The sequence below is a fragment of the Marinomonas flavescens genome (genome assembly GCF_004352835.1).
GTDB lineage: Bacteria > Pseudomonadota > Gammaproteobacteria > Pseudomonadales > Marinomonadaceae > Marinomonas > Marinomonas flavescens.
The window spans coordinates 45,570-60,754 of the sequence record NZ_SJSB01000012.1; the positions used below are offsets into that span (position 1 = coordinate 45,570).

Below are 15,185 nucleotides of genomic sequence, written 5' to 3' on the forward strand. Positions count from 1 at the left end.
GCCATAAGTTATTATGGCCCTTTTTTTATTGGTCTCCCAAGGGACAGCCTGTACTTCATATGTATTTTTCTTGTTACGAGAAAACAAGACGACAAGAGTGCATATGAGTACTGGCTTTAAAAGAAGATCTTTGGGAGAAAGTAATTTTTTTAATGAAAAGGAATACGTGTGAGTATTACGACAAAAACTTTCCAGTTCGGTAACGATACCGTAACTTTAGAAACAGGCCGCATTGCTCGTCAAGCAACCGGTGCTGTTCTTTGTACTATCGGTGATGCGCAAGTTTTAGCCACTGTTGTTGGTTCAAAAACAGCTAAACCGGGTCAAGACTTTTTCCCATTGTCTGTTCATTACCAAGAGCGTGCTTATGCAGTTGGTAAAATTCCAGGTGGTTTCTTAAAGCGTGAAGGTCGTCCTTCTGAAAAAGAAACACTGACTTCTCGTCTGATCGACCGTCCAATTCGTCCATTGTTTCCAAAAGGTTACATGAACGAAGTTCAGGTTGTTTGTATGGTTATGTCAACAAACACTAACTTAGACGCTGACATCGCGGCTATGTTGGCAACGTCTGCCGCATTGACAATTTCTGGTATTCCATTCAATGGTCCTATCGGTGCAGCGCGCGTTGGTTTTAACGATGAGTCTGGTTATATCCTTAACCCAAGCTACTCTGATCTAGATGGTTCTTTGCTAGACATGGTTGTTGCGGGTACAAAAGACGCTGTCCTAATGGTTGAATCTGAAGCTCAAGAGCTAACAGAAGACGAAATGTTAGGTGCGGTTCTTTATGCTCATAAAGAAATGCAATCTGCTATTTCTGCTATCACTGAATTCGCTGCTGAGTGTGCTAAACCTCGTTGGGAATGGGAAGCGGAAGCTGTTAACGCCACTTTGACTGAGGCGCTAGCATCAGGCTACGCAGCTCAAATTGAAGAAGCTTATGGCATCAGCGAAAAAATGGCACGCTACGCTAAACTTGGTGAAGTTCGTGCTGCTGCAGTCGCTGCCTTGGTTACCGAAGAAGGCGAGTTCTCTGAATCTGATGTGACAGGCGCTTTCTCTAAACTTGAAAAACGCACTGTTCGTCGTCGTGTTATTGACGGTCAGCCTCGTATCGATGGTCGTGACAACAAAACTGTTCGTCCAATCAACGTTGAAGTTGGTTTGTTGAGCAAAACTCACGGTTCTGCTTTGTTTACACGTGGTGAAACTCAGGCGATTGCGACTTGTACTCTAGGTACTAGCCGTGATGCCCAAATGTCTGATGGTCTAGCTGGCGAAAACAAAGACAGCTTCATGTTGCATTACAACTTCCCTCCATACTCTGTAGGTGAATGTGGTCGTATGGGTGGCGTTGGTCGTCGTGAAATCGGTCACGGTCGTCTAGCACGTCGTGGTGTTCAAGCGGTATTGCCTTCTGAAGATGAATTCCCATACACAATTCGTATCGTGTCTGAGATCACTGAATCAAACGGTTCAAGCTCAATGGCTTCTGTTTGTGGTGCGTCTTTGTCTATGATGGACGCTGGTGTTCCTCTTAAAGCACCGGTTGCTGGTATTGCAATGGGTCTTATTAAAGAAGACGACGGCTTTGCAGTATTGACTGATATCTTAGGTGATGAAGATCATCTTGGCGATATGGACTTTAAAGTAGCGGGTACCGAAGAAGGTATTACTGCACTTCAAATGGACATTAAAATCGAAGGTATCAATGAAGAAATCATGGATATCGCATTAACTCAAGCAATGGAAGCGCGTAAACACATTTTGCGTGAAATGGCTGTTGTTATTGGTTATGCGCGTCCTGAAGTTTCTCCAAATGCGCCATCTATGGCAACGATCAAAATTGATCCAGAAAAAATCCGTGATGTAATCGGTAAAGGTGGTGCGATGATTCGTTCCATTACTGAACAAACGGGCGCCTCCATCGATCTAGATGATGATGGTACAGTACGTATTTATGCTGCGGATAAAGCGGCGTCTGATGCGGCTTTATTGAAGATCCATGAAATCACTGCAGAAGCAGAAATCGAAAAACTTTACAAAGGTAAAGTGGTTCGTCTTGCTGAATTCGGTGCGTTCGTGAACATTCTTCCTGGTAAAGATGGTTTGGTTCATATTTCTCAAATCGCAGAAGAGCGTATTCGCGCTGTTTCAGACTTTTTGTCTGAAGGCCAAGACGTCATTGTTAAAGTACTAGATGTTGATGCGCGCGGTCGTATTAAATTGTCTATGAAAGACGTTACTGAAGAAGAAAAAGCGAACTTTACTGAATAAGTTAGTTTGGTAATAACGTTTAAAAAAGGTGCCTTCTGGCACCTTTTTTTGTTTTTATAATATGAATTCGTCTACTATACAAAGAATCTAAACTATTTATATGAGAGTGAAGTTATGATGAAGCTTAAGTTACTTGGTGTTGCAGCAGTGGCGTTGTTATTGGTCGCATGTAGTTCAAAAGAAGTACTTAATAAAGCCGAGCCTGTGCCTGACTGTGTGTTTGCAGATGGTTCCAATAAAGCAGCGCCTCAGTGGGTTTGTGGTGCGCCAGTTGAAGGTGTTGAACTCTCTGCTGTTGGTTATAGTGAAAAATCAGCCGCTGGACCAAATTATATGAAACAAATGGCGGCAACCGCAGCGCGTGTTGAGCTGGCTCAAGTGTTGAGTTTAAACTTGCAAAACATGGTGAAACAATACGTTGAAACGACGGGAGCTGGTGATGCTGAAAGCGTTGACCGTGTAAACAGTGTTGTGACTAAACAAGTGACAGAACAAACGCTTGTAGGGTCGCGCGTATTGCGTCAGTTACCAACGCCAAGTGGCGGTTTGGTGGTATTAGTTGGTTTAGATCCTAAACAAACAGAAAATATATCAGCAGATATTTTGCGAACTTCAATGAAAAATAACCAGGCTATTTATCAGAAATTACAAGCAAAAAAGAGCTTTGATGAGCTAGCAACAGAAATAGCGAAACAAAAAGTTCAGTAACGTCATAAGCGATAAGTAAGGAGAAAGCATAAGCTTTCTTCTTACTTATCTTTAGATGCTAGATTTCGTTTATTCGTCTTCAGGGAAAATTGGAGTGGGTTTTTTATTTGCGTCAATTGCGACAAAGTTGAAATGCCCGGTAATTGCTCTGGTACGTTTATCGCTGTCTAATGCCTCCAGAAATATAGAGACTTCTACTTTTAAAGATGTCCTACCGACATTAACAACACGAGCAACCAGTTCAATTAAAATACCTGAAGGAATAGGTTGTGTGAAATTTATTTGTTCAGTAGAAATAGTAACAACAGGTTTCCTCGCAAAACGGGTTGCGGCAATATAAGCAACTTCGTCCATCCATTGTAAGGCGATTCCGCCAAACAGTGTGTCATAGTGGTTGGTGGTTCCAGGAAAAACCATTTTTGCGACGCGGGTTTCAGAAATTTCTTCACGTTTTTGGATTAGTAGCTTGTTCATATTAATTCGTATATTTCCTCAAGTCGTATTGGCAGTGGGTTGCTTGCTGATGCTGAATGGCTGTACTTCTCGGTATCAGCCAGAGTCATTATTAATGGCTTACGTAAATGATCTATCCCGCTCGAAATATATACAAATTACCGTGCCAGACTTTGTTTCACCTGATTTGTATCCGCCTTTACAGCAGCGACAGCAAGCCTTAACTCAATTTGACGTTAGCATACTTGATTTTCTCTCATTACAGCAGTGTGACGTGGGTTTTTTAGTCGGTAAGAAAAATAGCGTACTAGGTCGAGTCATGCCTACCAGTCAGCGTTTTTTATATGAGATTAATATCATTCGAGCGATTGAGTCATGTCCTATTGAAAATACTCAATTGGCAAATAAGCTTAAGAGTGTTGCTGAGATTAAGCGAAAAGAGCTGTCAATGGCTTTTACTAATGCGCTGTTTAATAGTGCAGAAGGACAAGCTTTTTTTAGTTTGTCTAATGGCTTTATACCACTTAACAATGACTTATCTCATTACCAAACCTTGCTTGCTTCATTGCGTGATATTAATGCTGTTGGTGAGCAGTTATCGTCTTTACCCAGAATAAAGGGCAAGGCGTTTGAGGGGGATCTTAAAGCACTAAGCGACAGTGAATACGCTGGGCAATTGATTTACAGTGTGGCGCAACTGAGTCGATTCTTGGAAGCCGTATCAAGTGCAATAAATAATCTGTCGCCCGATGTTTGTGGGCCTCCAGTGGTATTCCTTAAACAACAGTTTGAGCGGCATTACATTAGGGTCATACAGCCATATATGGCAAGAATAAATGGCAGTGCTTATCAAATATTACCTTTAATTGAACAAGCAGCAGCAGTGGGTAAGCCCTTACCAGTCGCACTGAATTCGTACCTGTCTAGAGTGTCGTTGGGGCAGCAGGGAAGTCTCTGGGGGCGTTATCAGCTTGCTTCTCAGCATCATGCACAGGCTTGGAGTCGGTTATTTCATCGTTGTGATATGGCTTTAACCACGGGTCGTTAGATAGATATTAAATACGGGTATTTATTTGGCTTTCTAGTGCTTCTACTGTGTTGTATTGATAAGGCATACCTTGCGCTAAGGGTTCTTCATTTAATGCCTTGAGCAAAGCGATATTGGCAGATGGATTGTCAATAATGCCGCTAGAAAACTGGATTGGACGAATAATCGCGTGAGGCTCGTGAATACTACGAGTGTCAGGTGCATCCATGATAGCAGGGCCGGGTTGGCTGAATAGGCTCATTAATAAAGCAAATTGAGCATTACCAGATACAGGTTTGCCAGCCGTATTGCTCTGGGTTAACTGTGTCTGGACGACGTCTCTAATGTTCATGTTACGCTCTCATGCTGCTGTTGCTAACGCTATCGGCCGTTTAAGTGAATAGGTTAGAGAAAAGTGAATAAATATTTATTGCTCAAGTGACAACTCTTTAGCGATTTATTTTATCTTCGTGAAAAGTTGAGGTTGGCGAATATAATTGGAATGGGTTGATATTGTTTTAATGTTATTTATAGCTCAAAAGCTAGAAGCGTCGTACTATAATGCATATAGATCAATTGCTTTTTTGAATATGGCTATGACTTTTATATGTCGCCACAGGGCGGTCGGGACATTTGATACATGCATGATATTAATGAGCTGATAGACAATGTAAGGCACAATGAAAGAATTGCGCTTAAGTTTTTTGAGATTGAGCGTTGTATTTTGTCTATTGGTCGTTGTGATCAGTTTGTTTCCACACTTACTCGAGAAGTTCAAAAGCAATTTAACGTGCCTTACGTTTGGGTGAATTTAATCAATGAAGCCCCTTTATCTCATCTTATTGAAGCTTTAGAGAAAACGCCGGATTTGAGAGATCGCGTGCTTTTTACTCGTCGTCATGTGATGATTGATATCATTAAGTCCAGTAACAAAACCGTATTGGTTAATAACGATCTTGCGGGATGTCATGAGATTATTCCTCCTGTCTATCGAGATATCATATCGTCAATGGCGGTTTCTCCATTAACGATTGACGGCGAGTTGGTTGGTTTATTTTGTCAGGCCGATTCCGACATTACTCGTTATGATGCCGAGACGAAAGATACTTTCTTGTTGGATCAGTTGGCGATTAAAATCTCTATCTGTTTAAGCAATGTGACAGCCCGCGAAAAACTAGAATATTTGGCCACGCGAGACCCTTTGACAGGGCTGTTGAATCGTCGTCAGTTGGAGCTTATGTTGGATCGTGAATTTTCTCGATCGAAGCAACAACAAAGAGATTTGACCGTTGTTTTTATCGACTGTGATGCCTTTAAGTCAATCAATGATACGCTAGGCCACAATTGTGGTGATGAGGTATTGGAATACATAGCCAAACGTTTGCTAAAATATGTGCATAAGCAGGGTTTAGCATTTCGTTTTGCTGGTGATGAATTTGTTTTTGTGACGCCAGGAAAGAGTTACGATCAGGCGCTATTGATTGCTGATTCAATTCATGAATACCTACAATCTAATCCGCTAAAATATAAGTCTAATTTAGTACCTATTACCATCAGCTACGGCGGTGCTAGTGTGATCAGTGATTCGCCTACAAGCTATAAGCATCTGTTGAAGCTGGCAGATGAACGATTGTATGATTATAAAAATAATCGTAAGCGGCTGGTGCCAACAAAAGTCTTTAAATTTCTAAATAGAATCAAATAAAATGTAATTTTATTACATTTTATTCCACCAGAATTCCACTTTTCGGTATTTTTCAGTGTTATTTTGTTATAAAATTTCAAAAAAATCAGATAGGGTCCATTTATGTCCCACGCTTTGATCGCCGATTTAGGCGGCACCAATGCTCGATTTGCTCTTGTTCCAATACACGAATATATTCCTCAGGAAGTTCGTGTATTTGCCTGTAAAGACTACAACACTTTTTTTGACGCTGCGTCTGATTACATCAATAGCTGTAGTGTCGATATGGATAATATTGACGCCATCGTGCTTGCGATTGCCGGTCCGGTGGACCTACCTATTATTCGCTTTTCTAATAATTCTTGGCAGTTTACGCGAGCAGAAGTGCAATCTTACTTCGGCGAACATAAAGCCGTGGCACTATTAAATGACTTTGATGCTGTAGGACACTGTTTAGAGGTGCTTACGCCGGACGATTTAGTGGTTGTTGGTGAGTCGTCTACGGTCGATTCAAAAGAAGCATCTTGGGTTGTAGGGGCTGGAACCGGTCTCGGTGTTGCTTGTGTGGTGCCGCAGGATGTGGGACCTAATATCGTACTTTCTGGTGAAGGTGGTCATGTTGATTTGGCCACATGTAATGAGCAAGAAGATGATATTTTGCGCTTTTTGCGAACTCGTCATAAGCGAGTGTCGGCAGAGCGCGTTTTATCGGGGATGGGGTTAGAAAATATCTACGAGGCGTTAGCGGCTAAACAAAGTATCGATCGTAGATTAACAGCGCCAGAAATCGGCGCGGCGCTTAAAGCAGGTAATGATCCTATTGCAGAAGCGGCATTAGAGCAGTTTTTTGTGTTCTTAGGTCGAGTGATTGGTGATCTTGTGCTATCGGTGGAGTCTCGTGGCGGTGTGTATATTGCCGGCGGGATTGTGCCGCGTTATGTGAATGAAATTCTAAAAAGTGGCTTTCGTAATGCCATGCAAGAAAAAGGTCGTATGAAAGAATTTGTGTCACCGATTCCGACCTTTGTTGTTCTGTCTGAATACCCAGGGCTGATGGGATGCGCTTGTTACGCGTCTCATCTTGTATCGAAAGCCTAGACTAGTTGGAGAATGAAGAATATGAAGGCAAGTTTGAAAGCCTGTGATGTAGTGATCTTCGGTGGCGGTGGTGATCTTGCTATGCGCAAGTTGTTACCCGCGTTGTACCATCTTGAAATGGATGGATTGTTAGCACCAACAACACGCATTATTGGCGCCTCTCGACGAGAAATGAGTGCAGAAGATTATCAAGATAAAGTACGCGGAGCGCTGGACGAGTTTGTTCCTACAAGCGTGGGCGATGATAAGACCTGGTCTCAATTTAAAACGCGTTTAAGTTATGTGTCTGTCGATGCGCAGAAAGAATCTGACTTCTCGCGTTTAAATGACGATAAAGTAGGTGGTGATGACCGTGATGTTGTTTTCTATTTGGCAACATCTCCTAGTTTATTCGGTTCTATTTGTTCCTCATTGGCAACGCATGGTTTAAATAAAGAGCGTATGCGTGTTGTGTTAGAAAAGCCTTTAGGGCGTGATCTAGCCTCATCTAGAGCCATCAACAACGAAGTAATGGAAAACTTCACGGAGCAACAGGTGTTCCGTATTGACCATTATCTTGGCAAAGAAACAGTACAGAACCTGTTGGCGATTCGTTTTGGCAATACCTTATTCGAACCGCTTTGGGATAGTGCGCACATAGATAACGTGCAAATCACTGTGTCTGAAACGGTTGGTGTCGAAGGGCGTTGGGGATATTACGATGACGCTGGTGCGATGCGAGATATGGTGCAAAACCATATTATCCAGCTGTTGTGCCTTGTGGCTATGGAGCCTCCAGGACGAATGGATGCGGATTCTGTTCGTGATGAAAAAATTAAAGTATTGAAGGCATTGCGTCCTATTGAGGGAGCAAATGCTTACACGAAAACAGTTCGTGGCCAATACGCTAAAGGTGTTGTTAATGGTAAAGAGGTAACTGGTTACTTTGATGAAGAGGGAAGTAACCCAGAATCTCGTACGGAAACTTTTGTTGCTCTACGTGCCGATATTGATAATTGGCGTTGGGCTGGCGTACCTTTCTACCTAAGAACGGGTAAGCGCCTTGGTCAGCGTTATTCTGAAATTGTTATTCAATATAAAACGGTACCGCACAGTATTTTTAGTGATGAAAGTAATCGTCAGCTGCAACGCAACGAGCTTATTATTCGTCTTCAGCCAGAAGAAAAAATATCTTTGACTGTCATGAATAAAGTGCCTGGCGCGAGTGAAGGTATGAATCTTCAACCCGTTGATTTGAACTTAAGTTTGACTGAAGCCTTCCATAATAAACGTAGCCCAGAGGCGTATGAGCGTTTGCTTTTAGATGTAATGCGTAATGATGCGACATTGTTTATGCGCTATGACGAAGTGGAAGCCGCTTGGAAGTGGGTTGATGGCATTATGTCAGCGTGGAACCAAACCAGTGAGCGTCCAAAAGAATACGCTTCAGGTTCTTGGGGCCCTGCGGCTTCTATGGCATTACCGATTAAAGATGGCCGTAACTGGCACGACTATTAAGTTTAGAAGGAATAGATTATGACGACTTCATTAACTTCAGCTGAGGTTATGACAGCGACACCAGTAGTGCCTGTTATTGTAGTAGACAGTGTAGAACAAGCCGTTGCGCTTGGTAAGGCTTTGGTTGCAGGAGGCGTTCCGGTTTTAGAAGTGACTTTGCGTACTCCTGTTGCTCTTGAAGCGATCACTGCGTTGCGAAAAGAAGTGCCTGAGGCCATTGTTGGAGCTGGTACTGTGTGCTCACGTGCACAGTATATTCAAGCTGTTGAGGCTGGTTCGCAATTTATAATCAGCCCAGGTATGACGGCAGATTTACTAGCAGTAGGTAAAGAATATGATGTTCCTTACTTGCCTGCTGTAGCGACTATTTCAGATATTCTTTTGGGTATGGAGTATGGCTATGACCACTTCAAGTTTTTCCCAGCAGAAGTGAATGGTGGTGTGAAAGCGCTGAAAGCATTCGGCGGACCTTTGTCGCAAATTAAATTTTGCCCAACGGGTGGTATCGGTGCAAATAATTTCCGTGAATACCTTGCTTTACCAAATGTGCTTTGTGTTGGTGGTTCTTGGATTGTTCCAGCAGATTTAGTAAAAGCGGGTAAATGGGCAGAAATCACTGAATTAGCTAAATCGGTTAGTCAGTAGGCAGTGTTTTGTAAGTAGAAAGTGTAGAAAAGGGGAAGGCGATTAGCCTTCCCTTTTTTTATCGCTTAGGATTTTTCATGAAGTGCAAGATTAAAGGTTTTCTTCGGCAAACTCTGCCAATCGGCTTCGCTCTATGCCATTAACGTGCATAACACTAGCGTATTTAAAGGACTTACATTTTTCAACAAGGTAGGTTAATCCCGATGTTAGTGGATTGATGTATTTGTTGTCGATTTGTGCAAGATTACCTAGGACAATGATTTTAGAATTGCTGCCTACTCTAGTAACAATCGATTTTAATTGAAACTGGGTTAAGCCTTGAGCTTCATCAATAATGATTAGTGCATTATTAAAAGAGCGTCCGCGCATAAAGTTAAGAGATTTAAACTGGATATTGGCTTTTTGTTTGACGTAATCAATGCTGCTAAAGGCATGCTCATCTGCGCCGTGTAAAATTTCTAGGTTATCATCAAAAGCGGCAAGCCATGGTGCCATTTTTTCTTCTTCGGTACCTGGTAAGAACCCAATATCTTCCGCCATCGGAGGTGTTGAGCGGGCCACAATTATTTTATTAAAGCGTTTTTCCTCCATCGTGACTTGTAGGCCGTAAGCAAGCGCTAGTAATGTTTTACCTGATCCGGCGGGGCCAGTCATGATCATTAGATCTGAATTGTCATGGCGTAGTAGATAAAAAGCCATGGCTTGCTCTAAGTTGCGAGGTTTAATCCCCCAAAAGCTTTGGTGCATGATGCTTTGTTTGTTGATGTCTAAGATATAGAGGAAGTCTTTATCAATGTTGACGACAAAGCCGACGAAGTCTTCATCGTCAATGATAAACATATTGAGATAAAGGGTTGGCATACTGGATTTTTCAATTAAATGAATTGTGTGAAGTCCATGAGATTCGGTTCGTACGTTGTTAACGGTAGACCAAAAGCTATTGGGAAATTGAATATAGCCTTTGCTCATTAGGTCGACATCATCAAGCACTTTGTCTTTTCTATAGTCTTCAACACGCTCTAGACCTGATCCTTTGGCTTTAATTCTCATGTTGATGTCTTTGGTAACAAGACAGACTGCGGCCCTTGGGTTGGTTGCTTGTAAGCTTAGGGCAACATTTATTATTCTATTGTCATTAGCGTGATCATGGTTTCCATTAAGAAAGGGAACGTTGTCGGTGTGGGTGATTTTCTGATCTGGAAAAACCGCGAGTGAGCCTTCGGTGGTTTTATCAGAAACGTCGTCTCCTGCGTGATTCGCTTGTTTGATAGGGACGCCACTTTGTAGTTCTTTAGGTGAGGCATCACCCACCATTTTATCAATGATATTAATAGCGAGTCGTGCTTCTCTGCTGACATCCTTATCGCGCCTATCTTTTATGACGTCTAGTTCTTCTAGAACAGTCATAGGGATAACAACTTTATGCTCTGCAAATGCATAAATTGCTAAAGGGTCGTGAAGCAGTACATTGGTATCTAGAACGTAAATTTTTTCCATACAGCATTACTCCTTGGAACAAAAAAATTGTTATGAAGTTTTGATTGGTTAGAAAGTACGTGTTTGATTGGTGGGTTTGAAAAAATATTTAGGCGTAAATAATGTCGAGTGCTTGTATTAGAGGCACTTGGTTGAGGTTTTGTTGAGCGTTTTTCTTGCTGAAAAACGTTCAGAAAATTGTCGTGTCTGTTATCACGATAAAGTTTATTCAAGCTGAATCTCACTGTCTTTTGCTCGATTGTATTTTTAGTTTATGACAGCTTGATAGAAGATGCTTTCTTTTCTTATGATTAATTGAAGATAAAAAAAGGCTATTGATAAGATCAATAGCCTTTTAATAGCAAAATTTAGAACAATGAATTATTCGTCTAAGAAGCTTCTTAGGTGCTCTGAACGGCTAGGGTGACGAAGTTTACGTAATGCTTTTGCTTCAATTTGACGAATTCGTTCACGAGTTACATCAAATTGCTTACCAACTTCTTCAAGGGTATGGTCAGTGTTCATATCGATACCGAAGCGCATACGTAATACCTTGGCTTCGCGAGCGGTTAAGCCTGCTAGTACCATGGTGGTAGATTCACGTAACCCTTCGATTGTTGCTGTATCAATTGGTGACTCTGCGCCATCATCTTGAATGAAATCACCTAGATGAGAATCTTCATCATCACCGATTGGTGTTTCCATTGAAATAGGTTCTTTCGCAATTTTTAACACTTTACGGATCTTGTCTTCCGGCATATCCATGCGAGCAGCAAGCTCTTCTGGTGTGGCCTCTCGACCCATTTCCTGAAGCATCTGACGAGAGATGCGATTCAGTTTATTAATGGTTTCGATCATGTGTACTGGAATACGAATAGTCCGTGCTTGGTCAGCAATTGAGCGCGTGATTGCTTGTCGAATCCACCATGTCGCATAAGTAGAGAACTTATAGCCACGACGATATTCGAACTTATCAACGGCTTTCATTAAGCCAATGTTGCCTTCTTGGATAAGGTCCAAGAATTGTAAACCACGGTTCGTGTATTTTTTCGCAATCGAGATAACCAAGCGTAGGTTGGCTTCTACCATTTCTTTCTTGGCACGGCGAGAGCGAGTTTCACCGATAGAAATACGGCGATTGATTTCTTTTAGCTGAGCAATCGTTAGGCCTGTTTCTTTTGAAACAGTACGAAGTTTACGCTGGCTGCGCATAAATTCAGCTTCGTTTTCTACAAGACCTGCAGCGTATCCTGCACCTGAGTCAATTTGCTCTTGTAACCAAGTAGGGTTGGTTTCATTACTTGGGAAGCGTTTCAAGAACTCAGTTCGAGGCATGCCGGCTTTACGGACACACACTTGCATAATTAATCGTTCTTGATCGCGTACTTTATCCATGCGAGATCGAACGCGATTAACCAACTCATCGAATATTTTTGGAACCAGTTTGATTGGCGCAAAACTAATGCTGAGTTCTTCTTGCTTGCTTTTTACAACAGGATCATGTCTGTCGCGAGTTTCAAGCAATACTTTTAATTCTTCATAAATACGAGAGATGTCGTTAAAACGAAGCGCCGTTTCTTCTGGATCTGGGCCGTTATCCGTTTCTTCTTCTTCCTCGTCGTCAGAGTCATCGTCAGAATCATCATCAGCGTTATCTTTTTCTTCTTCGACAGGCGCTTCTTCGAGTAATTCTTCGAAGACAGGCTCTTCGCCATCCCCATCAATGAAGCCACTAAAGATATCGCTTAAACGTCCTTCTTCTTCTTTCACTCTGGCGTAGGTGTCGAGTAATACATCGACAGCACCAGGGAAATAAGAAATTGCAGACATGACTTCGCGCGTACCTTCTTCGATACGTTTTGCTATGGCGATTTCACCTGCGCGGGTCAGTAGTTCAACTGTTCCCATTTCGCGCATATACATTCGGACAGGATCTGTAGTGCGAGTGACATCGCCTTCTACAGCGGCCAATGCTGCCGCAGCTTCTTCAGCGGCGGCTTCATCGGTCGAATCGCCTTCTTCCATCAGAAGGCTATCTTTATCTGGAGCAACTTCCGAAACTGTGATCCCCATGTCATTGATCATGGCGATGATTTCTTCTACTTGCTCTGGGTCAGAAAGGTCATCAGGAAGGTGATCGTTTACTTCTGCAAAGGTTAAGTAACCTTGTTCTTTACCTTTAGCGATCAGCTCTTTGAGACGCGACTGTTGAGTGTCTGGCATTCGACAACCTATCGTTAGAAATTCGTTTGGGAGTTTTCAAGCAGCGGATTATAACAAAATCAATCGCTTTTATCCAGATATTCGTCTTTTTTTGAACGAATTTTGGGTAATAGTTACGACTTTTTACGTCGTATTTGCTCTATTCGATTTCGCCAATCTTGCTTGTCTTGTTCTGTATTTATGGAATCACTTGTTGTATTTTTCAAGGACTCCATACCAAGATTTTTTTCAAGCTTGGTAATAACATCAATTACCTCTTGTTGCGGGTGAGGTAATTTGAGCTGAATAGGGGCATCTTTATGGTTGAGCAGGCGATAAATGGCCGATGATATTGCGGGGTCATTTAAGTCAATTAAGAAGTGTCCAATATTTTTACTTGGCTGTTTGTAGAAATAGCGCCAGATCTTGCATAACACCTGTAAGTCGCCTTCTGCTCTATTCACAATGGGATCTGGGATGTCGATTTCTTTAGCAATGTGTGGGTGTAATAAAAGACACAGGGAGGCCTTAGATAGGCTGTTTAGGCTAGGTGGTGCGGGTGGCAGGTTAGGTTCATCTTTTTGAAACTTACCTTTTTTAAAGGGTTTCTTAAATGTAGATTTTCTTTCGCTGCCATAGTCTGTTTGGGGTTCAGAATGTTGATATCCATCATATTCATTGAATGGTGGAGCCATATCATAATGGCTTAAATCTGGAGTGTCGGTATCGTAGCTATAAGGTTCAGGAGCTGACGCATTTGTATTGTTTGTGCTGACTGGTGTGGTGTTGGAGTACGCTGCGCTGTGGGGTCTAGTTTTTATACTCGTATTGCTTAAAGTCTCGCTGTCGATACCAGATTGTTCGCTAAGTTGGCGAATGAGTACGGAGCGAAAGGTTAATTCTTTGGGTATTTGCTGGATTAGGCCCATGGCATTGCGTGTGAATTGTGCTTCACCTTCTTCGTCACCTAGAGTCACTTGATTTCTCGCATGATCAAAAAGTACATGAGAAAGTGAGGACGCATCGGTAAGCCGGTTGTTAAATGCTTCTTTGCCTTCTTTTCTTACTAGTGAGTCAGGGTCTTCACCTTCGGGTAAAAAAAGAAAGCGAATTTGTTTTTCATCCTGCATGACTGGTAAGGCGGCTTCTAGGCCTCGTATTGCTGCGGCACGTCCAGCTTTATCGCCATCAAAGCAGAGCACTACTTTGCTAACTAACTTAAAAAGTTTGCGGATATGTTGGCTATTAACAGACGTACCTAAGGTCGCAACGGCATTGGTGATACCGTGCTGAGCAAGGACGATAACGTCCATGTAACCTTCTACAACGATGATTTGATCAAGTATGGGGGTATTTTGTTTCGCCTCAAAAAGCCCATAGAGTTCTTGGCTTTTTTGAAAAACAGGGGTTTCTGGGGAATTTAAATATTTCGGTTTCTCGTCACCAAAAGCTCGTCCACCGAATGCAATGACGCGGCCTCGAGAGTCTCGAATGGGAAAAATAATGCGATCACGAAAACGGTCATAATAGTGACCTGGTTGGTCTTTTTTCTCGATTAGCATGCCGCCGTGGAGAAGTTGCTCTTGGCTTTCGGCTCGAGTTCCGATGCGTTTAAGTAAGTTGTCCCATCCAGGAGGGGCAAAACCTAAGCCAAATATTTTGGCTATTTGCCCTGATAGTCCTCTGTCTTTTGATAAGTAGTCTGTCGCCTTTTTCTTTTCCGTGCTCTGAGTTAGCTGCTCTTGGTAGAATTGCGAGCTTTCAGAAAGGCGCTTAAGGAGTTCGGCATTTTGCTCATAGCGATCTGGGGCGCCTTGATCTCGTGGTACTTCCATGCCGGCATCTTTAGCTAGCATTTCAATAGCGTCAACAAAATCTAGGTGATCGTGTTCCATTACGAAGGAAATGGCGTTGCCGCCTGCTCCACAGCCAAAGCAATAATAAAATTGTTTATTTGGATTGAGGCTAAATGAAGGGCTTTTCTCGTTATGAAAAGGGCAGAGGGCGCTGTAATTTTGCCCTGTTTTTTTTAGGCTAATACGGGACGCAACGACATCGGTTAAGTCGGTTCGAGCGAGTAACTCGTCAATAAACTGATCTGGTATGCGTCCCGCCATA

The 15,185-nt window shown here is 42.4% G+C and carries 12 protein-coding genes; 7 read left to right on the top strand and 5 right to left on the bottom strand.

The window, feature by feature from the left end; translation table 11 throughout:
• Window positions 1–168: 168 nt before the first annotated feature.
• The gene (gene pnp / locus E0D70_RS12645; RefSeq protein WP_133012654.1) at window positions 169–2,277 is read left to right on the top strand and encodes a polyribonucleotide nucleotidyltransferase; all 2,109 of its coding nucleotides are present in this window, start codon (window positions 169–171) and stop codon (window positions 2,275–2,277) included.
• Window positions 2,278–2,391: 114 nt separating this feature from the next.
• Window positions 2,392–2,985 (top strand): LPP20 family lipoprotein, encoded by a 594-nt coding sequence (locus E0D70_RS12650; RefSeq protein ID WP_240537115.1) that lies wholly within the window; start codon window positions 2,392–2,394, stop codon window positions 2,983–2,985.
• Window positions 2,986–3,054: 69 nt separating this feature from the next.
• Here the strand turns inward: E0D70_RS12650 and E0D70_RS12655 are convergent, their stop codons facing one another.
• Window positions 3,055–3,459, bottom strand: coding sequence for an acyl-CoA thioesterase (locus E0D70_RS12655; protein ID WP_133012655.1), 405 nt, complete (start codon window positions 3,457–3,459; stop codon window positions 3,055–3,057).
• On the opposite strand from E0D70_RS12655, the gene E0D70_RS12660 reads away from it, so the two are divergent.
• A complete protein-coding gene (locus tag E0D70_RS12660) occupies window positions 3,452–4,486 on the top strand; it encodes a DUF3080 family protein (RefSeq protein ID WP_240537117.1) in 1,035 nt (344 codons plus the stop codon). The genes E0D70_RS12655 and E0D70_RS12660 overlap by 8 nt on opposite strands.
• A gap of 7 nt (window positions 4,487–4,493) precedes the next feature.
• On the opposite strand, the gene E0D70_RS12665 is transcribed toward E0D70_RS12660, so the two are convergent.
• The gene (locus E0D70_RS12665; RefSeq protein ID WP_133012656.1) at window positions 4,494–4,817 is read right to left on the bottom strand and encodes a hypothetical protein; all 324 of its coding nucleotides are present in this window, start codon (window positions 4,815–4,817) and stop codon (window positions 4,494–4,496) included.
• Between the two features lie 288 nt (window positions 4,818–5,105).
• Between E0D70_RS12665 and E0D70_RS12670 the strand changes: the two genes are divergently transcribed.
• From E0D70_RS12670 to E0D70_RS12685, 4 genes are all read left to right on the top strand, one after another.
• Complete coding sequence (locus tag E0D70_RS12670) at window positions 5,106–6,170, top strand: diguanylate cyclase (protein WP_133012657.1); 1,065 nt, start codon at window positions 5,106–5,108, stop codon at window positions 6,168–6,170.
• 102 nt (window positions 6,171–6,272) lie between these two features.
• Window positions 6,273–7,247 (top strand): glucokinase, encoded by a 975-nt coding sequence (gene glk, locus E0D70_RS12675; protein WP_133012658.1) that lies wholly within the window; start codon window positions 6,273–6,275, stop codon window positions 7,245–7,247.
• 21 nt (window positions 7,248–7,268) lie between these two features.
• Window positions 7,269–8,744 (top strand): glucose-6-phosphate dehydrogenase, encoded by a 1,476-nt coding sequence (zwf, locus tag E0D70_RS12680; RefSeq protein WP_133012659.1) that lies wholly within the window; start codon window positions 7,269–7,271, stop codon window positions 8,742–8,744.
• 18 nt (window positions 8,745–8,762) lie between these two features.
• A complete protein-coding gene (locus tag E0D70_RS12685; RefSeq protein WP_133012660.1) occupies window positions 8,763–9,389 on the top strand; it encodes a bifunctional 4-hydroxy-2-oxoglutarate aldolase/2-dehydro-3-deoxy-phosphogluconate aldolase in 627 nt (208 codons plus the stop codon).
• 90 nt (window positions 9,390–9,479) lie between these two features.
• Here the strand turns inward: E0D70_RS12685 and E0D70_RS12690 are convergent, their stop codons facing one another.
• The 3 genes from E0D70_RS12690 to dnaG all read right to left on the bottom strand — a co-directional run bounded on the left by E0D70_RS12690 (window position 9,480) and on the right by dnaG (window position 15,184).
• Window positions 9,480–10,886 (bottom strand): PhoH family protein, encoded by a 1,407-nt coding sequence (locus E0D70_RS12690; RefSeq protein WP_133012661.1) that lies wholly within the window; start codon window positions 10,884–10,886, stop codon window positions 9,480–9,482.
• A gap of 360 nt (window positions 10,887–11,246) precedes the next feature.
• Window positions 11,247–13,088, bottom strand: a complete 1,842-nt coding sequence (gene rpoD, locus E0D70_RS12695; protein ID WP_133012662.1) for an RNA polymerase sigma factor RpoD — start codon at window positions 13,086–13,088, stop codon at window positions 11,247–11,249.
• Window positions 13,089–13,201: 113 nt separating this feature from the next.
• Entirely contained in the window at window positions 13,202–15,184 is a 1,983-nt protein-coding gene (dnaG, locus tag E0D70_RS12700) for a DNA primase (protein WP_133012663.1), read from the bottom strand.
• Window position 15,185: the final 1 nt, after the last annotated feature.